This is a genomic window from bacterium (assembly GCA_023228325.1).
Lineage (GTDB): Bacteria > Auribacterota > UBA6266 > UBA6266 > UBA6266 > UBA6266.
In genome coordinates this window covers 1,651,259-1,671,150 of the sequence record JALOBK010000001.1, presented here as the reverse complement: position 1 = coordinate 1,671,150, position 19,892 = coordinate 1,651,259, and the positions used below count along the sequence as shown (strand labels likewise).

The 19,892-nt window shown below is 41.6% G+C and carries 24 protein-coding genes and 1 tRNA gene; 1 reads left to right on the top strand and 24 read right to left on the bottom strand.

The window, feature by feature from the left end:
* Genes xerD through M0R36_07950 form a run of 12 tightly spaced genes read right to left on the bottom strand, consistent with a single transcriptional unit; the run spans nt 1 to nt 10,463 of the window.
* Nucleotides 1-954 carry a site-specific tyrosine recombinase XerD gene (xerD, locus tag M0R36_08005; GenBank protein MCK9555743.1) on the bottom strand — a complete coding sequence of 318 codons (954 nt, stop codon included), beginning with the start codon at nt 952-954 and terminating at the stop codon, nt 1-3.
* A gap of 2 nt (nt 955-956) precedes the next feature.
* Nucleotides 957-1,580 (bottom strand): MBL fold metallo-hydrolase, encoded by a 624-nt coding sequence (locus M0R36_08000; GenBank protein ID MCK9555742.1) that lies wholly within the window; start codon nt 1,578-1,580, stop codon nt 957-959.
* 17 nt (nt 1,581-1,597) lie between these two features.
* A complete protein-coding gene (gene ligA, locus M0R36_07995) occupies nt 1,598-3,661 on the bottom strand; it encodes an NAD-dependent DNA ligase LigA (GenBank protein ID MCK9555741.1) in 2,064 nt (687 codons plus the stop codon).
* Entirely contained in the window at nt 3,654-4,043 is a 390-nt protein-coding gene (locus M0R36_07990) for a VanZ family protein (protein ID MCK9555740.1), read from the bottom strand. Before M0R36_07990 ends, ligA begins: the two co-directional genes overlap by 8 nt.
* On the bottom strand, nt 4,040-4,765 hold the full coding sequence (locus M0R36_07985; protein ID MCK9555739.1) for a metallophosphatase family protein: 726 nt from the start codon (nt 4,763-4,765) through the stop codon (nt 4,040-4,042). Before M0R36_07985 ends, M0R36_07990 begins: the two co-directional genes overlap by 4 nt.
* 3 nt (nt 4,766-4,768) lie before the next feature.
* Nucleotides 4,769-5,509: a hypothetical protein gene (locus M0R36_07980; protein MCK9555738.1), complete on the bottom strand. Its 741-nt coding sequence runs from the start codon at nt 5,507-5,509 to the stop codon at nt 4,769-4,771.
* Entirely contained in the window at nt 5,506-6,447 is a 942-nt protein-coding gene (locus M0R36_07975) for an ABC transporter permease (GenBank protein ID MCK9555737.1), read from the bottom strand. Before M0R36_07975 ends, M0R36_07980 begins: the two co-directional genes overlap by 4 nt.
* Nucleotides 6,444-7,301: an ABC transporter ATP-binding protein gene (locus M0R36_07970; protein ID MCK9555736.1), complete on the bottom strand. Its 858-nt coding sequence runs from the start codon at nt 7,299-7,301 to the stop codon at nt 6,444-6,446. Before M0R36_07970 ends, M0R36_07975 begins: the two co-directional genes overlap by 4 nt.
* A gap of 1 nt (nt 7,302) precedes the next feature.
* Nucleotides 7,303-8,118, bottom strand: a complete 816-nt coding sequence (locus tag M0R36_07965) for a hypothetical protein (protein MCK9555735.1) — start codon at nt 8,116-8,118, stop codon at nt 7,303-7,305.
* Nucleotides 8,119-8,127: 9 nt separating this feature from the next.
* Entirely contained in the window at nt 8,128-8,406 is a 279-nt protein-coding gene (locus tag M0R36_07960; GenBank protein MCK9555734.1) for an acylphosphatase, read from the bottom strand.
* Between the two features lie 39 nt (nt 8,407-8,445).
* The gene (gene malQ, locus M0R36_07955) at nt 8,446-9,966 is read right to left on the bottom strand and encodes a 4-alpha-glucanotransferase (protein ID MCK9555733.1); all 1,521 of its coding nucleotides are present in this window, start codon (nt 9,964-9,966) and stop codon (nt 8,446-8,448) included.
* Nucleotides 9,963-10,463 (bottom strand): NAD(P)H-dependent oxidoreductase, encoded by a 501-nt coding sequence (locus tag M0R36_07950; protein ID MCK9555732.1) that lies wholly within the window; start codon nt 10,461-10,463, stop codon nt 9,963-9,965. The genes malQ and M0R36_07950 overlap by 4 nt, the downstream gene beginning before the upstream one ends.
* Nucleotides 10,464-10,558: 95 nt before the next feature.
* Between M0R36_07950 and M0R36_07945 the strand changes: the two genes are divergently transcribed.
* Nucleotides 10,559-10,636 (top strand) — tRNA-Pro (locus M0R36_07945).
* 10 nt (nt 10,637-10,646) lie between these two features.
* Here the strand turns inward: M0R36_07945 and M0R36_07940 are convergent.
* The 12 genes from M0R36_07940 to nadD all read right to left on the bottom strand — a co-directional run bounded on the left by M0R36_07940 (nt 10,647) and on the right by nadD (nt 19,889).
* Entirely contained in the window at nt 10,647-11,294 is a 648-nt protein-coding gene (locus M0R36_07940) for a small multi-drug export protein (protein ID MCK9555731.1), read from the bottom strand.
* Nucleotides 11,282-11,941: a protein-L-isoaspartate(D-aspartate) O-methyltransferase gene (locus tag M0R36_07935; GenBank protein MCK9555730.1), complete on the bottom strand. Its 660-nt coding sequence runs from the start codon at nt 11,939-11,941 to the stop codon at nt 11,282-11,284. The genes M0R36_07940 and M0R36_07935 overlap by 13 nt, the downstream gene beginning before the upstream one ends.
* Nucleotides 11,919-12,605 carry a glycosyltransferase family 2 protein gene (locus M0R36_07930; GenBank protein ID MCK9555729.1) on the bottom strand — a complete coding sequence of 229 codons (687 nt, stop codon included), beginning with the start codon at nt 12,603-12,605 and terminating at the stop codon, nt 11,919-11,921. The genes M0R36_07935 and M0R36_07930 overlap by 23 nt, the downstream gene beginning before the upstream one ends.
* 6 nt (nt 12,606-12,611) lie before the next feature.
* Nucleotides 12,612-13,481, bottom strand: coding sequence for a lysophospholipid acyltransferase family protein (locus M0R36_07925; protein ID MCK9555728.1), 870 nt, complete (start codon nt 13,479-13,481; stop codon nt 12,612-12,614).
* The gene (locus M0R36_07920) at nt 13,469-14,584 is read right to left on the bottom strand and encodes a glycosyltransferase (GenBank protein MCK9555727.1); all 1,116 of its coding nucleotides are present in this window, start codon (nt 14,582-14,584) and stop codon (nt 13,469-13,471) included. The genes M0R36_07925 and M0R36_07920 overlap by 13 nt, the downstream gene beginning before the upstream one ends.
* Before the next feature lie 96 nt (nt 14,585-14,680).
* On the bottom strand, nt 14,681-15,445 hold the full coding sequence (lpxA, locus tag M0R36_07915; GenBank protein ID MCK9555726.1) for an acyl-ACP--UDP-N-acetylglucosamine O-acyltransferase: 765 nt from the start codon (nt 15,443-15,445) through the stop codon (nt 14,681-14,683).
* A gap of 2 nt (nt 15,446-15,447) precedes the next feature.
* A complete protein-coding gene (locus tag M0R36_07910) occupies nt 15,448-15,735 on the bottom strand; it encodes a biotin/lipoyl-binding protein (GenBank protein MCK9555725.1) in 288 nt (95 codons plus the stop codon).
* A 4-nt stretch (nt 15,736-15,739) separates the two neighbouring features.
* Nucleotides 15,740-16,627, bottom strand: a complete 888-nt coding sequence (gene lipA, locus M0R36_07905) for a lipoyl synthase (GenBank protein MCK9555724.1) — start codon at nt 16,625-16,627, stop codon at nt 15,740-15,742.
* Nucleotides 16,581-17,222, bottom strand: coding sequence for a lipoyl(octanoyl) transferase LipB (gene lipB / locus M0R36_07900; protein ID MCK9555723.1), 642 nt, complete (start codon nt 17,220-17,222; stop codon nt 16,581-16,583). The genes lipA and lipB overlap by 47 nt, the downstream gene beginning before the upstream one ends.
* A 9-nt stretch (nt 17,223-17,231) precedes the next feature.
* Entirely contained in the window at nt 17,232-18,929 is a 1,698-nt protein-coding gene (gene argS / locus M0R36_07895; GenBank protein MCK9555722.1) for an arginine--tRNA ligase, read from the bottom strand.
* Complete coding sequence (gene rsfS / locus M0R36_07890; GenBank protein ID MCK9555721.1) at nt 18,926-19,300, bottom strand: ribosome silencing factor; 375 nt, start codon at nt 19,298-19,300, stop codon at nt 18,926-18,928. Before rsfS ends, argS begins: the two co-directional genes overlap by 4 nt.
* Nucleotides 19,269-19,889: a nicotinate-nucleotide adenylyltransferase gene (gene nadD / locus M0R36_07885; protein MCK9555720.1), complete on the bottom strand. Its 621-nt coding sequence runs from the start codon at nt 19,887-19,889 to the stop codon at nt 19,269-19,271. Before nadD ends, rsfS begins: the two co-directional genes overlap by 32 nt.
* Nucleotides 19,890-19,892: the final 3 nt, after the last annotated feature.

Here is a 19,892-nt window from a genome sequence, read left to right as displayed (position 1 = left end):
CTAACCTCTCGGATGAAATTTCTTATGGATATTCTTAAGCCTTTCCCTGTCAACATGAATATAGTTCTGAGTAGTTGATATATCGGCATGGCCCAACATCTCCTGGACAACCCTCAGATCCGCTCCGTTGGCAAGAAGGTGTGAAGCAAAGGAATGCCTCAAAGTATGGGGTGTTATGTTTTTCTTTATGCCCGCTTTTTTCGCATAGGATTTGATTATCTTCCAAAGACCCTGTCTTGTGAATTTTGTTCCGAACCTTGTTATGAAAAGTTCGGGCGGCGGAAGTTTTGAGGAAGACAATGCTATCTGAGGGCGGGATTTTTCAATATACTTTTTAACGGAGCTTATCGCCCTTTTCCCTATCGGATCGATGCGTTCTTTATTGCCTTTCCCTTTACACTTCAGAATGCCTATTTCAAAATTTATATCGCAAGTTTTAAGGTTAGCCACTTCGCTTATACGAAGGCCGGTAGCATACATCACTTCAAGAATCGCCCTGTCTCTTAAATCATTGGGGTCTTCGCCTTTGGCAGAATTCAGCAGTTTAGTGACTTCCTTTTCGCTCATTACTGACGGAAGGGATTTCCAGATTCTCGGAGACTCGATAATTTCCGAAACATCTTCCTTTAAATACCTGTCCATCACCAAAAACCTGAACAGCATTTTTATTGATACCAGCGCCCGGGAAACAGATAATGTCGAAGATCCCCTGTTTTTCTCATTTAACAGAAAATCGACGATTATTTCGCGCTCGCATGAAGAAAAATCGGCAATCTTTTTCTTTTCAAGGAAAATAATAAATCTTTTCAGATCGCCTTTATAAGCTTCAATGCTGTTTATGGCAAGAGATCTTTCAACCAGAAGATAATTTATGAACTCATTCACCAGTATAACGAGGGAATGTGATTTTTCGCTTACTGTATCAACCGGAATTTTTATTTTATTGTCAGCCACGGTTACAAAATATCCGTTCCGTATTTTTTTTCGGTTTTTATCGAAGTGTCGCCGCCGTGCCCGGGATAGACTGTCACACTTCCGGGTAAAGCGAATATCTTTGTTTTTACCGACAAGCTCAGGCTTTCCGTATCCCCTCCGGGAAGGTCTGTCCTGCCCACTCCCGACGCGAATAATGTATCACCTGAAAAAAGTATTTTTTCCGGGTAATACAAACATATGCTTCCCGGCGAATGTCCCGGCGTATGTATGACATCCATACTTTCGCCTCCGAATACGATTTTTTTTCCTTCGGATAAAAGAATATCGGCCGGAGGCGACGCTTCGGTTTTAATGCCGTAAATTTCCAGGATTTTATAACCGGAAACAAGCAGCTCGGCGTCATCCTCATGAATCGCTATGGGGATATTGAAACGCCGTTTCAATGCCCCGTTGCCGGCAGTGTGATCCGCATGAAAGTGCGTATTCACGATAATCTCCGGCTCCAACCCGTTTTTAGCGATAATTTCCTCGACATACATATAGTCAAACGGATCCAGTATTACCGTCCGCCGGGTATCCGCGCAAAATATCAGATAACAATTAGTTTCGAGCGGGCCATTTACAATCTTAATGATTTTTATCATAATAAATCCGCGCAAAATCACCGAAGCATATCAGTAAAATCTTTTTCCGTTAATATTTTCACCCCGAGCGAGCGCGCCTTTCCGGCTTTTGAGCCTGGCCCTTCCCCAGCAATCACATAGTCCGTATTTTTGCCCACGGCGGAAGAAGTTTTACCTCCCCTCATCTTTATCTGTTCTTCAGCCTCGGTTCTCGAATAAGAAGCCAGCGTTCCCGTAAGAACAAATGTTTTTCCATCAAATTCTTTTTTATAATGCATTGTTTCCTTCTGTTCTTCAAAATTCAGCCCGGCTTTTTTCAGCTTTTCCAATACCCGTAGATTTTCACCTATTTTAAAATAATCCTGTATGCTTTCGGCCATAACATCCCCGATGTCCTCAACCTCCATCAATTTCTCTTTGTCTGCCGCGGCCAAATTATCAATGTTAGAGAAAAAAGAAGCCAACTGTTCCGCTGCTTTTTCGCCTATATGCCGTATACCGACGGCAAAAAGGACTTTCCTGAAAGGTTTTTTTTTGCTCTCATTTACAGCGTTAACCAGGTTCTCAGCCGACTTGTCGCCCATTCTCTCAAGAGACGAGATATCTTTCTTTTCCAGGTTATAAATATCCCCGAAATCTTTAATAATATCTTTATCAACCATAATACCGATAAGAGCCTCTCCCAATCCCTCGATATTCATGGCATTCCTTGAAGCAAAATGTTCGATTCTCCTTTTTAACTGCGCTTTGCATTTTACATTTTCGCAAAAATAACCGGCTTCTCCCCCTATCCTTGCAACCGGTCCTTTGCAGACGGGACAGATATCATCAATTTTAAATTTTTTTGTGTTTTTATCGCGGCCGGGTGTTTCATCCTTCAATACATCTATAACTTTCGGTATTATTTCGCCGCCTTTTTCAATTATAACCGTATCTCCCACCCGGATATCAAGCCTGTCTATTTCATCCTGATTATAAAGACTGGCTCTGCTCACGGTAGTGCCTGAAAGCTGAACGGGAGCCAAAATTGCCACAGGAGTTATCCTTCCGGTCCTGCCCACGCTTGACTCGATGTCCAGGATTTTTGTTTTCGCTCTTTGCGCGGCAAATTTAAACGCAAAACACCATCTCGGGGATTTCGCCGTGGAACCAAGCTTTTTTCTCATAGAGAAATCATTTACCTTAATTACCATGCCGTCTATTTCAAACGGCAGCTCCTCTCTCTTTTTTTCCCATTCCCTGCAAACATCCATTATTTCCCGAGCCGATTCCGCTTTTCGACAGCACGGGCTGACTTTAAACCCGGTTGCGGATAATGTCCTGATCGTGTCATACTGGTTGTCCTTATCAAATCCCGAAACAGACCCGACTCCATGGGCTATAAATTTTAAACGCCTTTCTTTGACCATATTACTGTCTTTCAGTTTTAATGAACCTGCCGCCGCATTTCTCGGATTGGCAAATTTTTCTCCCGCCTCCGATAAACTGTCATTTAACTTTTTAAAGGCTTTTTTCTCCATATAAACTTCGCCGCGGACTTCAAAGACATCCACTTCATTCATTCCCTTCAGATTTTCGGGAACACCTGCGACATTTTTCATATTCCGGGTGATATTTTCTCCTGTGGTTCCGTCTCCTCTGGAAAGGCACCTTATAAGGCTTCCCCGCTCATAGCGCAAAGAAGCCGATATGCCGTCAATTTTTACTTCAACTTCATATTCAACTTTATCAATGTTTAAAATTTTTCTGACCCTTTTATCAAAAGCACCAACCTCTTCCTCGGAATATGTATTTTCTATGCTCAGCATAGGCACTTCGTGTTTTACTTTTTCGAAAAGTCCGGAAACTTTTTCGCCTATTTTTAGCGTAGGCGAATCTTTTGTCTTAAACCGGGGATATGTTTCTTCAAGCTTTTTAAGCCTGGAGTAAAGTCTGTCATATTCGCCGTCTGATATAACCGGAGCATTCTCTTCATAATATTTCTTATTATGATAATTGATAATATCCCTGAGCCGTTCAATGTCCTTTTTTATTTTCACGGGATCTCCGTGGATATCAATGTCATACAAAAATTCCCGGTATTTATCGCTTTTATTATTCACTGATACTGACCTCTTCCTTTAAGAGCGCTTTCAATTTTTCATAAACTATCAACCCGGCAAAAGCGCCCAGGAGATCAAAAAAAAGATCCAATAAATCAAATGACCTGGTTGGCAGAAAAATCTGATGTATTTCATCCAGGAGAGCGAAAACAGCCGCAAAACTCAACGAAATCACAAAATATCTTTTGTAGTTCAATTTAGATGCGCCTGAAAATGCCCTTGCCATAAGCGCGGAAAACACAAAGTATTCGGAAAAATGCACGATTTTATCCAAAAAAAACAATTTTATCTCAGGCAGCCTGGATGAAGGTATGGAGGATATGAGTAATATAATAACAGCCCACACCAATACAGGAACCCAGAAGAATAAGAATTTTTTCATTTACCAAAACCAAGCCTTAATGCCAGCATTTCAGGCAGGCCGGCATCGAGTATCTTATTCTGGGCGGTTTTTATGCTGTATTCGTGGCGCTGAAACTCCAGTGTATTACTCTCTTCATCATAAAAAACCATGCAAATCCTCGGATCGCCGTCTCTTGGCTGGCCTACAGATCCCACATTTATTATATATCTGACGTTTTTTTTCAGTTTTTGTTCGGGATTTACCTTACGCTTAATTATCTCATCGGATATCTCAAGAATCATGGGGACATGGGAATGCCCTACAAAAATCAACCTCCCGGAAGCATACTTCGCGGTTTTCTCGACTTCAGTAAGATCGAACATATAACGCCACTCTTCAGGCCTGGGCAACGATGCGTGCACAAGGCATATATCATTCTTATCATAAATCAGCGGCAGAGATGACAAAAAACTTTTTTCCTCGAAGCTCAGCATCTCGGAAGTCCAGTTCACCGCATGAGTCGCCTGGGGATTGAAATTTTCACATCTTTGAGTTCCCGAAGCCACATAATCGTGATTTCCCGCAATTAATACATCAAATCTTTCGCGGGCAAGTTTTATGCATTCAGAAGGATTTGCCCCGTACCCGACAAGGTCCCCGACAAAAAATACTTTATCCGGCTTTTCCGATTTGATTATTTCGAGACTTTTGTTCAAAGCTTCGAGGTTACTGTGTATATCTCCTATCAAACATACTCTCATGATTTATTTGACCGGTTCATTCTTAATCTTGTTATAAAACCTTTCGGCAATATTTCTATGGAAATTTTCCTGCGTATTTAAAGGAGCTTCCTTCTCTTTGTCCTTCATTTCATCTATGATTTCTTTCCATGCCTTTTTAGCCCCCTCGATATCACCCGCTTCATATAAGGCATGCGCATAGAGCCTATTGACATATAACGGGCAATCGTACCGCATTGCATCTTTAAAATAACGCGCGGCATTCCGATAATCTTTTACTTTATTGAAATATGTCCATCCCAATTCAAAATAAACATTGAACACATCGGGGTTATTCTCTATTCCCAATTTCAGGAAATCAAGCCCCTCCCGAACCCAGAAATACTGGTCTTTCATTCTTTCCTCGACAGTCCTGTAAGGGCTTACGCTCGCCTCATGGCAGATATTATAGGCCATGTGCCATGCGCCAACGGACCACACATCCAGAAAATTGGGCTGAAGATAAGCAACCGCTTTATAAAGAGGAAGGCATTTATACCATTGCCCATGATGCCAGTATTCATCTATCTGAATCCACAGCATATCGGCAGCGACGCCCCTGAACCCGCCGAGCAAAATACCGGTAACCTGTTCTCCCGGATGCAGATAAATACGGCTGTAAAGTTTTTCCTCTTCTCTCACATTTATTATTTTCAACTGGATATAATACAGCAGCACCAGCATAAAAATAATAAAGGAAATAAATATTACTTTTCCGGGTTTCACAGGCGGTCCACTTCCCTTTTTCTGAAAATAAGCATTCCCATCGATACCATTACCGCGGAATATAATAAAGCATAACCAAACGAAGATATCAGGGTATTTACATCAACTACCTCTCCGAGATTAAGCATATCCTTAAATTCAAATCTACTGAAGTCCGGTAGGATTTTCAAAAGCATATTTCCCGCGCTTTTAATCGAATCGGCCTCCACCCTGCCCGTAATATGGGTAATCTGTTCTGTCATATGCCCAAGTATAAAAACAATAAAAACAAAAATAAAATTTGAAATGGTAGAAAGCAGTGTTGAAGTGGTTATGGCTATCGCGACTATAAGCATAAATTCTATCATCAAGCCGACGCATGAATAAAGGAGCATAAGTTCAAACTTCTCAAATCCAAACCTGAGCAAAAGCGACAGGATAAATACAACTGAAAGAACACATGAAAACAGGGTAACCGATATGACATTGCCTATAAACTTACCCATTACTATCTCCTGCCTGCTGACAGGATAGGAAAGCATCACGTAAACCGTCTTTTTCTCCATTTCCTTATATATGGCGGTTGACGCCATAAAAATACCGAAGAGCAGCCCGAACATAGTCATCCCTGAAAGGCCTAATTCCGAAATGAATAGGTGCTGGTTTCCCGGCGCGATTTTACCGAAAATATGTATGATGCCGACCAGCAGAACCATAAAAAACAGGATAACATAAAGAGTTTTTTTCCTTATTTCCTCTTTTAAGACCGACTGCGCGATTGCCCTGATTTTCCGGTTAAAAAGAGGCACAAGAAAAACAAGCACAAATAAAGCCGCCGCCCTAAAATATGTCCAATACAGCTCCGGCATAAGTCCCGGTTTAGACTGCAGGATACAAGTAATCAAAAGCATAAAGATCACTATAATAATATATATCGCCGGAAATTTTATCTTTCTCAACTGTCCTTCCCCGATTTTTCTCTGATAAGTTTAATAAAAAGGCTTTCCAATGTTTCTTTAGGATGTCCGACGGATATCAGATTTCCTCCCAGTTTATTTACAAGTTCCTTAATCTTCTCGACCTCTACCGTCTTCAGGCCGGAGGTGATGATCTCCGTTTCATTGCTTACTGTCAACAGGTCTTCCACCTTTCCTTCCTCCACAAGTTTTCCCCTGTACAATATCGCTATCCTGTCGCATATCGTCTGGACTTCGGCAAGAAGATGCGAAGATAACAGCACGGTTTTACCGCGGTCTTTAAGGCCTTTAATGATATCCTTGATTTCCCTGGAACCAATGGGATCCAACCCGATTGTAGGTTCATCCAGCAGGACTAACTCCGGGTCCTTCAAAAGGACCTGCGCAAGTCCTATTCTTCTCGACATGCCTTTTGAATAGTCCTCAACCCGCCTTTTCCTCGCTTCTGTAAGCCCTACAAGATCCAGGACTTCATCTATTCTCTTCTTCCTCAGTTTTTCGGGCATAGCGTTAAGTTTTCCGTAGAAGTCCAGTATTTCATCGGCATTAAGAAACCCGTACAGATAAGATTCTTCCGGCATATAACCGATATTTTTTTTACATTCCATATTTTCCGGCGATACTCCCATAATTTTGATTGAGCCGGAAGAAGGGAATATAAGCCCCAGTAATAATTTCAAAGTCGTTGTCTTGCCCGAGCCGTTGGGGCCGAGTATTCCGAATATTTCGCCTCTTCTGACCGATAAATCCAGCCCGTCTACCGCTACGACTTTCGGGCGGTTCCAGAAATCACGGTAAACCTTTTTAAGAGATCTTATCTCTATTACATTTTCCATTTTACATATCCTTTTTTTCAAACACTTTTGCCGTAATCAAAACTAACATTAAGGAATAGATAATCCCGTATATAGTAACCAGCAGAATATACGATGCGGATATATGTTTGCCCACGCTTATGTAATCAGAAACATTAAAAAATTCCAGGTTGGGGAAGATATAATAAAAACCGGTCATCAGATACCCGAATATTTTGCCTGTCGACGCTGCCATATTAGCGATAAAACCGGTTAAATGCCCCAGTATATACGCCAGAAAACACACTATAATCGTGAATGTCTGCTGGAAAAACATGCTTGACAGCAGCGCTATGGAAATAATAATAAAACACTTTACAATTATCAGCCAGACACCCTTTAACAACTCAATATTATGGGAAAAAGTTACAAAATTGAATCTGGCGTCTTCCCCGAATTTCTGCCCTATAAAATATGTTTTTACGCTCAATGCCGTATAGAAAACCATTGACAGGATAAATACAGCAAAAATAATATAGCAGAAAACACCTGCCGCCCTGCCATAAATATATTCTTTCCTTGAAACGGGATAGGAGAGAACCGTATATATGGTTTTCTTTTCCATATCCGTCTGTATGCACGAGCTTCCTATGACAAGCGAAATTATCAGCGAGAAAAATGTAATTCCCGCCATCCCGATATCTTTCAGTATCTTAACCTCTTCCCCAAAGGTAAAAAAAGTAAAAAACTGTGTGGAAAGAATTATCAGGATTGAAAAAATAAAAATAACCTGAAAGATCCTTTTTCGGAAGGCTTCCACAAATGTATTTTTAGCAATTGTAACTATAACGCTGTTCATATGGATTCTTTAAAATAATATCTCAAACCGGGTAAATTCTTTTGACGGTTCCAGCCATTGTACTTCCGTGTCCCTTATATACCCTGAAAAACGATTGTCTTTTATATCATTAATCACAAGGGATATGTTTTTTTCTTCTCCCTGCAGCATCATCTCAACTCTTCCATCGGAAAGATTTTTTACATAGCCTGAAAGGTTATAGCGGCTTGCCAGTCTTGAAACCGTAAACCTGAAACCTACTCCCTGGACAGAACCTGAATAAAAAATATGCGCTCTTCTTTCCGGCATAATAAGATTATATATATTTAAAAGAAGCGTTTCAAGATATCATCTTCTATAAATCACGCAAAAATCTTTTAGCTTTTTCCCGTATTTGTCTTTCAGCATATCTCCGGAGTATCTCCATGCCCAATTCCCTTCCGACGTAGCCGGAATGTTCATGCGCGCCTCACTGCCGAGCCCCATAATATCCTGAAGGGGAAAAATAACGAAGTTTGCAACCGAGACCATAAGAGCCCTTATAAAAGCCCAGTTAACATCCGTTCCGTCCGTGTTGAGATAAGCCCCGGCGTTTTTCCTTTCCTCCCTGATGTCTGCCGCGCTTCTCGTGCTGTCATGCTTTCCGCCTTTCCACCAACCCACAACCGTGTTATTATCGTGGGTTCCCGTATAAGCCACTAAATTCTTCTTAAACATATGGGGCCTGAAAGTTGACTCATGAGAATCTTTTCCGAACGCAAATTGCAATATAGCCATTCCGGGAAACCCGAATTTATCGCGCAACGCTTCGACTTCCGGCGTAATAAACCCCAGATCTTCGGCTATAATGGGCATTTCTCCCAGCGCCGTTTGAAGAACATTGAAAAGATCCTCTCCGGGACCTTTAACCCACCTGCCGTTAACAGCTGTTTCTTCATCAGCGGAAACTTCCCAATAAGCCTCAAATCCGCGAAAATGATCCAGCCTCACTATATCAACCAGCTCAAACAGATTTTTAAACCTGTCTATCCACCACTGATAATTGCCGGCTTTCATTTTTTCCCAATCATATATAGGGTTTCCCCATAATTGGCCTGTAGCGCTGAAATAATCCGGCGGAACTCCCGCGACCACCGTTGGGCAGCCATCGGCGTCAAGCCTGAAAAGTTCGGGATGGGACCACACATCCGCGCTGTCGTGAGATACAAAAATCGGGATATCCCCTATAATACTTATGCCTTTTTCACGGCAATACCCCTTCAATTTTAACCATTGCCTGAAAAAAAGGTACTGCCAGAATTTCTGAGATTCCACCTCGTCGCGGATTGAAACGGCTTTTTTCTCCATTGCAGTTCCTTCTCTCCGGGCAATATCTTTTTCCCATTCATTCCAGTCCGCTCCTCCGAACAGGTTTTTGAATGACATAAAGAGCGCATAATCTTCAAGCCACCATGCTTTGTCCCTGCAAAACGAGGCAAAATCACCGGACAATCCATGATTTTCCGTTTTTTTAAAACTATCATATGCTTTTTTCAGTAAATTCATTTTAATTTTTTTTACTTTTTCGAATTCAACCCTGTCAGGCGCAAAATCGGGGATGTCCGCGATATCCTTTTTTTCCAAAAGACCGTTTTCAAAAAGAAGATCGGGGCTTATTAACATGATATTACCCGCAAAAGCGGAATAACACTGGTATGGAGACTCGCCGTAACCCGGTGGATTCAAAGGCAGGACCTGCCAAAGCTTCTGCCCCGAATTATAAAGGAAATCGATAAAATGATACGCTTCGGGTCCCAAGTCCCCTATCCCGTATTTTCCGCAAATTGAAGTAGGATGGAGCAATATGCCGCTTTTCCTTCCCATATTCATATATTTGTTTTCTCCCAAACCCCAAGTTTCGCCGCCAGTTCGGCTATTCTCCCGCCGAATTTGAACGCGTTTTTTTCCGTTTCCGCATCCGGAGCTCCCACACAGGTCACGCCGTAATGCCCCGTAGCATCCATCGGGTCTCCGACAATTATCATACCGTATATAAGCATTGCCTGAATTATGGAAAAAACCGTCGTTTCCTTGCCTCCGGACCCGTCTCCCGAAGTCGCAAACGCGGCTCCGATTTTATTTTCCATCTTCTTTCTCAGACCCACAAACCTGTCAAAAACTTCTTTCAATTCCGCCGCCATAGAACCAAAATACACCGGGGAACCGGCGACAATCGCGCCAGAACCCAGAAAATCCTCTTTTGTAACCTCTCCGGCCGGCTTCACTATGCATTTCACGCCTTTCCGCGATTCAACGCCTTTAGCTATCTGTTCAGCCAGTAATTTAGTGTTCCCTGTTTTTGAAAAATACATTATTAAGACCTGCATACGAAAAATCTCCTTTCTAAAAAAGGCGCCCGTAAAAGAAAGTTGAAATTAAAAAAATAAATCTATATAATTTGTCGTTTGAAAACCAAACCTGTCGGAGCGTAGCGCAGCTTGGCTAGCGCGCAGCGTTCGGGACGCTGAGGTCGGGGGTTCGAATCCCCCCGCTCCGACCATGTTTCAACCTCATACAACGCTTTTCCGTTTTATTCTTAAAATATTAAAAACCACTTTCATAAACAAACATCCAAGCACAATTACGGCGATTGCAAAACCTATCCATCCCAGAATCGCAATGACACTCATAATTACACCCGCTATCAAAACCCCCGCCAGAATTGAAATAAACGCATAAACCGGTTTCACCTTAAAAAGAAATGCCGCCGCGCACCCTGTCCATGCGCCCGTAACAGGGAGAGGTATGGCGACAAATAACGCGAGTCCTACGGCTTTATACTTCTCAACCAGGGAAGCTTTTGCTTTCGTCCTTTTGAAAAACCAGTCAAAAAATTTTCTCCAGAAGGGAAATTTAGACAGCCACTCGGTTAAAGGCCCGAGAAGGAGTATTATCGGAATCACGGGTATCATATTACCCGCTATGGAAATGAGATACGCTTTAAACGGTTCCATTCCCATAAGGTGAGCCACCGGGATGGAACCTCTGAGTTCGACAATCGGCAGGGCGGCGATTATCAATACGGCGGATTCCTGCGAAATTCCCCTTTTTTGAAGGTCATCCGCTATCCTGTATCCTATACTGTCTTCCTGAGCATAGGATAACCCGCAAAAAACAACTAATAAAACAAGAGTAACGTAAAAATTCAATCTTTCCAAGCATCTTCTCCTATAAGAGGAACAAACCTGCAGCCGCATAATTTTTGCTTAATAATATTATTATCTTTTTTTCGGGCCAATAATAAATCCTGAACCGCCGACCCGCCCACAGGAATAACCATCCTGCCATTCTCCTTAAGCTGATTAACAAGTTCTCCCGGAATATGGGGAGAAGCCGCGGTAACGATGACTATATCGTAAGGAGCGTATTCGGGCCAACCGAGACTCCCATCTCCGATTTTAAATTTGACTGCAGGGAAACCGGCTTTCCCGCAGTTTCGCTCAGCCAGTTCTTTCAAGCCCTGTATTCTCTCAACAGAGTAAACTTCCGCTCCCATATAAGCCAGTATTGCGGCCTGATACCCGGAGCCTGACCCGATTTCCAATATTTTTGACCCTTCAAAAACATCTGCCGCCTGTGTCATTAAAGCTACTATATACGGCTGAGAAATAGTCTGTCCGAATCCTATTCCCAGAGGAAAATCCCTGTACGCGTGCTCACGGGATTCTTCAGGCACAAATAATTCTCTCCTGACGGACAAAAAAGCTTTTATTACCTTTTCAGAATATATATCCCTGGCCATGAGCTGGCCATGTACCATTTCCCTTCTTTGTTCGGAAAAATCATTTTCCTGTAAATTCCGCATTTTGCCCTTTTTTAACAGACAGCATAAATTTTATAAATCTCAAAGTATCTCTGAAAGGTCTTATCTTGCTCTTTTCAGAACCGTAAATTGTCTTTACAGGAGCTTCAGACACTTTAAACTTCTTTGCCGCCGCTTTAATGATAAGTTCTGATTCAATTTCAAACTTATCGGAATTTAAGCTTAAATTATCTATTACATGTTTCTTGATGAGACGGAACCCGCATTGCGTATCGCTTAAACTGATTTTCGTATACTTTCTGAGAATCCAGCTCATAAACTTATTGGTAAGCAATCTTATCAACGGCATATCTTCCGGATTATGCATCCTGGAACCTATTACAATATCGGCAGCGGTCCTTTCCATACATTCGGCTAACACCGGAATGTCATCCGGGTCATGCTGGGCGTCACCATCCATCAGCACGACCGCATCAAAATTTCTCCCCGCCAGGTAACTAAGCCCCGTTCCTATCGCCGCGCCTTTGCCTTTATTGATATCATGCCTTAAAACAGCCGCCCCCGCCGATTTTGCTTCATCGGATGTATTATCCTCTGAGCAGTCGTCCACAACAATTATCTCTTTACAGTACTTTTTCGCTTTCCCGACTACGCCCGCAACATATCTTCCTTCATTAAACGCGCTGATTAAAGCGATTATTTCCATCTGCCATCAACTCCATAAAGGATAAAAAACAAACCACTGGTCAGGATATTTTAAAATCATTTCTTCCATTTTCACGATTATCTTGTCCCACAATTCATCTCTCGATATATTATTCTTATCAGCCTCTATCGGGCCGTTAATCTCAAATAGGTATTTATCATATGATTTCCTGACAAAAAACCCAAATACTATATTACAACCTGTCCGCAACGCGATGTCTACAGAGCCTTTGGGCAAAATACATCTTTTTCCGAAAAATTTATGCACTTCCCCGTTTAAAGTAGTATCCCTGTCGCCTAATACGGCCACAATCTCATTTTTTCTTAACGCTTCAAAACATCTTCTGAGAGCATACCCTATGGGGATAACTTTTACATGTTTACTTGTCCTTTTTTCAACAAATAATCCATCCACTTTTTTATTTTTATGCGGCAATACCACAACATTTATAGGATATTCCAGCAGCGCAAGAACTATGGCGCCCAACTCCCAATTACCCAGATGAACTGAAACAAAAATACCGCCTTTGTTATTTTTAATCGTTTTGTCCAGCGCTTCTAAACCGTTTATCTCAATTTTTCTGTTGATAAAATCCCTGGTTAAATTCCCGGCCCCGAAAAAATCAACAAGATATTTCCCGAAATTAATAAAAGTCCTTCTGGCTATTCCTTTTATTTCCCTCTTTGTTGAATTATCCCTGATGTCTCTGCCTTTAAACTCCATTATTACGGATAAATTTGCGATAACGCCTCTCCTGCTCGCTCTGTTAAGAAAAAAATTCAAATTCGCAATAAACCATGCTATCGCATAGCTTATCCTCCTGGGCAGATGCAAAGCCAGAAAATGCAGTAAAGAAAAATATATTATCTTAACCATAATTCATTTATTTTTTGTGATATTATCCCGGCGCTTTTTAAATTCCCGATTTTTAAAGCATTTTCAACTAAATTTTTCTTGTCGATCTCGCCTGTAAGCAGTTTTTTTGTCAAATCACCGGCATCCTTCGCGTTCCTTGATAACAACGCGGCGTTTTTATCGCTTAAGTATCTGGCATTTGACTTCTCCTGTCCCGGTAACGGAGAATTTATAATCATCGGGACTCCTTTTGCCATGGTTTCCGCCGAAGTTATGCCCCCGGGTTTGGATATCAATATATCAGTAGCATCCATTATAATATTTATTTCATCGGTATATCCTGTTATTCTGATATTCTCTCTGCTGCCATAATCCCTGTTAAGCGCTTCATACAGCTTATTATTACCTCCGGCTATAACAAGCAAAAATGTTTCACCGGAAATATTCAATAGTTCAGTTATTACATCTTCAAGAGACCCTAAGCCGTACCCTCCTCCCATAATGGTAACCAGTGATTTTGACGCCGGCAATCCAAGTTTTATCTTTGCCCTTGGCTTATCTGTATTATCGCTGAACCTTAAATCTATCGGTATGCCGGATACATATACGCGGTCAGCAGCGATACCTTCCTCAATAAGGCGGTCTGCGGCTTCCCGGGACGGCACAAAATACATATCAACCTCATCATTTATCCAATAAGAATGCACTACATAATCCGTGATTACAGCGGCGACCTTTATGTTTTTATCTTTTACTTTCTTGTATTGAGAGAACAGACAGCACGGCAAAGCCTGTGTGCAAACCACAATATCGGGGTAAAATTCATTCAGCAGTTTATCTATCCTGGCCATGCTTATTTTCTGGAAAAAATTCCTGATCTTAACTGTCCTGGCTTTTACATTTCTGTTATCATACAAATAATCCCATATTTCGGGTGTTCTCCGTATCAAACCCATATATGTTTTTAAAGTCATCTTGGAAAGCAGCGGATTGGTGTAATGAAAAGGATTAATAACTTTCAATTTAAGGTCCCGGTTTGCCGTTTTCAGCGCATTTTCCAGGACAAGAGCCGCTTTATGATGCCCTGACCTCCGGGAGATATAACACAAAAGAAGTCTGTTCATATATTTTTACTCTATTTTAATAACATTAAATACCATAAACAGCATAAAAAAAAGAGCTGGGTATTTCCAGCCCTTTTTTGAATATTTTGAATATAATCAGCAGACCCCTCTTTTTGAGCTGATAATAAATTCTATAAATTCACCTGCTTCAGGTGTTTTAAAACCGATTGATTTTATCTTATCCATGGCATTATGTTTATTTATTCCCTTTTTATAATATATTTTATAGATCTCCTTTATTTCATTTATTGTTTCTCTGGGATATGAGTTCCTTTTCATGCCGATAGCATTGATTCCGTAAACCTCATTTCTTTCCGCAACCATTATAAAAGGCGGGACATCCTTTGAAATCCTGCTGTTGCCGCTCATCATACTGCATTTGCCTATCCTGCAAAATTGATGTATTGCGACCCCTCCCGATATGAAAACCTGGTCAAAAATAACGACATGTCCCGCCAGCAGCGCGGCATTGGCCATTATGATATTATTACCGAGCACACAGTCATGCGCGACGTGGGCGCACGCCATAATGAAATTATTGTTTCCGATGACGGTCGGCGACTTTTCTGAAGAACCTATATGGATGGTAACCATTTCGCGGATCTTATTGTTGTTGCCTATCTTAAATGAAGATTTTTTCCCTTCGTAATTAGGGTCTTGAGGAATATCGCCTATGACAGCGCCGGTGTGGATTTCATTACCTTCTCCTATCGTTCCTTTTCCTTTAATATGGACAAATGGATGTATCCTGTTTTTACGGCCGATATTAATATCTCCATCGATAACCGAGTAGGGGCCGATTTCCACATCATCCGCCAATTTAACATTTTTACCGATTATTGCAGTTGAATGAATTTTCATAATCAGAATTTTGTATCTTCTTCTTCATCCTCTTCAACAAGTTCAAGTTCCTCGGCTTCTTCATCTATAAAAGCTATAACTTCCCCCACCTCCACTTCATCTCCTTCTTTAACACATAACTCTGCTATTATACCCGATTCGGGGGCCGGAACGTTAAATGTGGCTTTATCTGTGGCTAATTCCACAACGTCATCGTTCTTTTCCACCTTATCACCCTCATCATAATGCCAGAACGATATCTTTGCTTTCTCAACATCAGCGCCCAGATCCGGGACAACGACTTCAAACATAAGATTATACCTCCTTTTTACCGTTATTTTTACTGAATACCTGATCCGCGTTGTAAGAACTGCGCACAAACGGACCGGACATAACATACAAAAAACCTTTTTCAAAAGCAACCTTTTCCAGATACTTAAATTCGTCAGGATGGATATATTCGGCAACGGGAATATTGTTCCTGGAAGGAGAAAGATATTGCCCTATCGTAAGGATATCGCAACTATGCGCTATAAGGTCATCGAAAGTTGCCTCAAGTTCATACCTGTTTTCTCCAAGGCCTGCCATCAAACCCGATTTTGTGTATATACCGGGATAATTATCCTTGATGAACTTCAGGAGATTTAATGACCTGGAGTAATCAGCCTGAGGCCTTACCTGTTTATATAACCTGCTTATTGTTTCAATATTATGGTTGAATATGTCCGGCCCGGATTCGGCAACCTGCCTTATGCAGTCTACGTCACCTTGAAAATCCGGCGTCAAAACTTCGACCACAACATCGGAATGCATCTTTTTAATCATAGAAACCGTCCGGGCAAAGTGATCTGCCCCGCCATCTTCCAGATCATCTCTGGTAACAGATGTTATGACCACATGTTTTAAATCCAACCTGCCCACCGCTTCGGCTATATTCGCGGGTTCTGATTTTTCGGGGAGGTCGGGCAATCCTTTTTTTACTGAACAGAAAGCGCAGTTTCTGGTGCAAATATCCCCAAGGATCATAAAGGTAGCGCGGCGCTTTGAAAAACATTCCCACATGTTCGGACAGCGCGCGCTTTCACAGACAGTGTTTAATTTAAGCGACCTTAATATCTCTTTGGTCTCAAGAGATATTTCATTCCGGTATATTTTCTTAATAAGCCAGGGCGGCAGCCTTGTTGAAACAGCATTCGAGCTCATCGATAATATAACCCTTTAATAATTCAATGCTGAAGTTCTTCCCCGTTTCCTTATTTATTGACGTATATTCCGCATCCCTGATTCCGCACGGATTTATAATTGAGAAATAATACAGCCCGGGTTCAACGTTCAATGAAAAACCATGATACGACACCCACTTCGAAAAACCTATCCCAATCGATGCTATTTTTTTATCTTTAACCCAGACGCCTGTCAACTGTTTTTTTTTAACTGCGGCAATTCCTGTCTTAGCCAACACCGCTATAATTACATTTTCTATAACGCGGATAAACAAGTTTACATCTTTTTTCCAGTATTTCAGATTGATGACAGGATAACAGACAATCTGACCCGGTCCGTGATAGGTTATATTCCCCCCTCTGTCAGCCGCAAAAACCTTAATCCCCAACGAATTTAAAATATTATCCGTCACAAGAAGGTCGGATTTTTTAAAATCCCTTCCCGTTGTCATTATATGATGAAAGCCAGGGAAAAGGACTCTGTTTTCGCCTCCGCTTATAACTTCAGAGACTTCCTTTCTCTGTATATCGCGCATCTCCTCATAATCAATATCATAAAAATCCTTAACCTTCATAAAAATATCCTACATTTTCTCCGGAGCAGTAATACCGAGAAGACCAAGTCCCGAAGCTATAATAATTTTTACGGCCGAGACCAATGCCATCCTGGCCAGAGTAATATTATCTTCCTTTTCTCCGATAACTCTGAATTTTTTTGAATCTTTATGATAATAGCTGTGGAACAGGGATGCCAACTCTGTCAGATACACATGAATCCTATGGGGTTCAAGCAAAGAAGCCGCTAACTCGGCGGCAGAAGGGAATACGGAAATCTTTTTAATCAGGTCTTTTTCTTCCCGGTTGGTAAGCTCTTCAAGAATTTCGGGCCGTACAACAGGAATATAGTCGTGGCCGAATTTCTCATTATATTTTTCCAGCATACTGCAAATTCTGGCATGCGTGTATTGGATATAATACACAGGATTTTCCGCCGATTTCTTTTTCGCCAGTTCAAGGTCAAAATCGAGATGGCTGTCCGTGTTCAGCATCAGGAAGAAATATCTTGCGGCATCAATTCCAACCTCATCCATTACTTCTCTGAGAGAAATAAACTCACCCTGCCTCGTAGACATTGAAAGTTTATTTTTTCCCTGGTAAAGTGTGGCCAGCTGGATTATTACCACTTTAAGGCAGTCGGCATCAAATCCCATTGCCTGGACCGCCGCTTTCATACGCGGAATATAACCGTGGTGATCAGGACCCCATAAATCTATCAAAAGGTTGAAGCCTCTATCCAGTTTATCCTTATGATACGCGATATCGGGTGTTATATATGTCCATTCGCCGCTGCTCTTAACCATAACCCTGTCTTTGTCATCACCGTATTTCCGCGAATTAAACCAGATAGCCTCGTCTTTTTCATAAACGAGTCCTTTTTTTTCAAGTAATTTTATCGCTTTTTCGACTTTTCCTGTTTCTGAAAACTTCTTTTCACTGAAATAAGAATTAAATTCAACACTGAAATCCGCAAGATCTTTTTTAATCCATTCCAGGATGTTATTTTTAGCGTAATCGCACATGAATTCAATCGTTTTTTCGGATATCCCGGAAAACTCCGGCCCTTTTTCGGAATAAAGTTTTTTTGCCAGATCATCTATATAAGAGCCTTTATACCCGTCATCGGGGAAAGGATATTCCCGTCCGCAAAGTTTCATATACTTCGAATACAATGATTTCCCGAGAATCTCTATCTGCCTGCCTCTGTCATTGAGATAGTATTCCCTGAAAACCTCGCAGCCCGAATTAGCAAGCAATCTTGCCAGAGCGTCGCCTACCGCAGCCTGTCTGCCGTGGGCAACCGTAAGGGGGCCCGTAGGATTAGCGCTGACAAACTCGATTATTACTTTCCTTCCCCTGCCCGTGTCAGAAACGGCATATTTCTCGCGCTTATCCAGCACTTCCAGGACGACATTGTAAAAAACTTCATGTTCCAAAAAAACATTAATAAAACCGGGCCCGGCCGGTTCAATCTTTTTCAACCCTTCAATGCCCGAGGAAGAAACACGATCACAAATCATCCTGGACAGTTCAATCGGACGCTTTTTCGCGGAAGACGCGTATTTCATCGCAAAGTTGGTGGTCAAATCGCCATGGTCCCTGTTTTTGGGGACATCGAAATCAACCGATATATTCTCCGGTATCCGGCATTCCTCATTCCCGATAAGATCCCTGTAACAGGAGAGGATAGCCCCGGCTATTATTTCTTTCAATTCAATTTTCATAAAAACTCAGCATCTCCCCACAAACGCTCCAGGCTGTAGCGCTGTCTTATTTCATGGTAGAAAATATGGACTATAACATCACCATAATCTTTTACGACCCATCTTGAACTGCCTATGCCTTCGCTTCTTAGGCAGATGATATTCCTGTCTTTAAGCTCTTTTTCTATGAAATCTCCTATTGCGTCAACGTGTTTCTCGGACCTGCCGGAGCAGATAACAAAATAATCCGCAATTGATGAGATATTCTTTACTTTCATCACCGTTATATCAAAAGCTTTCCTTTCTTCCGCCATTTTCACGCATAGATTAGCCAGTTCACGCGAACTGGCCTTTCTCTTTCTAACAGTTCCCTTTAAAGCCGTTTTTTTCAATGCTGTAAAGTCTCCTTTCCTTAATATACTTTTTTACATCTTCATCCAGGCATGATATCTCATCGATTTTCCCTTCGGAAATCCGCCTGCGGATAACAGACGACGATATGTTTATTTCGCCTCCATCCATAAAATTGACTCTGAGTCCCGGAATTTTAACCAGCGCATCCCCGATCTTCCCTGAATCCGACCCCTTCCTGGGATATACGATAAATTCACACAGGTCCGAAAAGCTCCCGGGTTCTCTCCACGACATAATACCGCTCAATGAATCAGCGCCTAAAATAAAAAACAGTTTTTCATTTGTGTTTTCGGCTTTAATATATCTTAATGTATCAATCGTGTAAGACACATCTTTTTTTTCTATTTCGCGCATACACACACTGAAACCTTTTATATTTTTGACGGCGATATCAAGCATGGCAACCCTATCTTCCGCATCGGAAGCCGGCTGGCCTTTTATAGGCTGGATATAACACGGAACAAAATAAATCCTGTCAAGCGAAAACAGGCTCTTAGCTTTCCTTGCAATTTCAATATGTCCGTTATGAACGGGGTCGAAAGAACCGCCGAAAATACCTGTTTTCATAAA

Bases quoted from the DNA above. Each gene is read 5' to 3' on its own strand.
- lpxA (MCK9555726.1), bottom strand. From the start codon at position 15,445: ATGAAAATTCATTCAACTGCAATAATCGGTAAAAATGTTAAATTGGCG.
- M0R36_08000 (MCK9555742.1), bottom strand. From the start codon at position 1,580: ATGATAAAAATCATTAAGATTGTAAATGGCCCGCTCGAAACTAATTGT.
- M0R36_07950 (MCK9555732.1), bottom strand. From the start codon at position 10,463: ATGCAGGTCTTAATAATGTATTTTTCAAAAACAGGGAACACTAAATTA.
- M0R36_07985 (MCK9555739.1), bottom strand. From the start codon at position 4,765: ATGAGAGTATGTTTGATAGGAGATATACACAGTAACCTCGAAGCTTTG.
- M0R36_07990 (MCK9555740.1), bottom strand. From the start codon at position 4,043: ATGAAAAAATTCTTATTCTTCTGGGTTCCTGTATTGGTGTGGGCTGTT.
- M0R36_07965 (MCK9555735.1), bottom strand. From the start codon at position 8,118: ATGAACAGCGTTATAGTTACAATTGCTAAAAATACATTTGTGGAAGCC.
- M0R36_07925 (MCK9555728.1), bottom strand. From the start codon at position 13,481: ATGGTTAAGATAATATATTTTTCTTTACTGCATTTTCTGGCTTTGCAT.
- M0R36_07920 (MCK9555727.1), bottom strand. From the start codon at position 14,584: ATGAACAGACTTCTTTTGTGTTATATCTCCCGGAGGTCAGGGCATCAT.
- M0R36_07935 (MCK9555730.1), bottom strand. From the start codon at position 11,941: ATGCGGAATTTACAGGAAAATGATTTTTCCGAACAAAGAAGGGAAATG.
- M0R36_07970 (MCK9555736.1), bottom strand. From the start codon at position 7,301: ATGGAAAATGTAATAGAGATAAGATCTCTTAAAAAGGTTTACCGTGAT.
- M0R36_07960 (MCK9555734.1), bottom strand. From the start codon at position 8,406: ATGCCGGAAAGAAGAGCGCATATTTTTTATTCAGGTTCTGTCCAGGGA.
- argS (MCK9555722.1), bottom strand. From the start codon at position 18,929: ATGAAAATTGAATTGAAAGAAATAATAGCCGGGGCTATCCTCTCCTGT.
- lipB (MCK9555723.1), bottom strand. From the start codon at position 17,222: ATGAAGGTTAAGGATTTTTATGATATTGATTATGAGGAGATGCGCGAT.
- M0R36_07910 (MCK9555725.1), bottom strand. From the start codon at position 15,735: ATGTTTGAAGTCGTTGTCCCGGATCTGGGCGCTGATGTTGAGAAAGCA.
- lipA (MCK9555724.1), bottom strand. From the start codon at position 16,627: ATGAGCTCGAATGCTGTTTCAACAAGGCTGCCGCCCTGGCTTATTAAG.
- nadD (MCK9555720.1), bottom strand. From the start codon at position 19,889: ATGAAAACAGGTATTTTCGGCGGTTCTTTCGACCCCGTTCATAACGGA.
- M0R36_07930 (MCK9555729.1), bottom strand. From the start codon at position 12,605: ATGGAAATAATCGCTTTAATCAGCGCGTTTAATGAAGGAAGATATGTT.
- malQ (MCK9555733.1), bottom strand. From the start codon at position 9,966: ATGAATATGGGAAGGAAAAGCGGCATATTGCTCCATCCTACTTCAATT.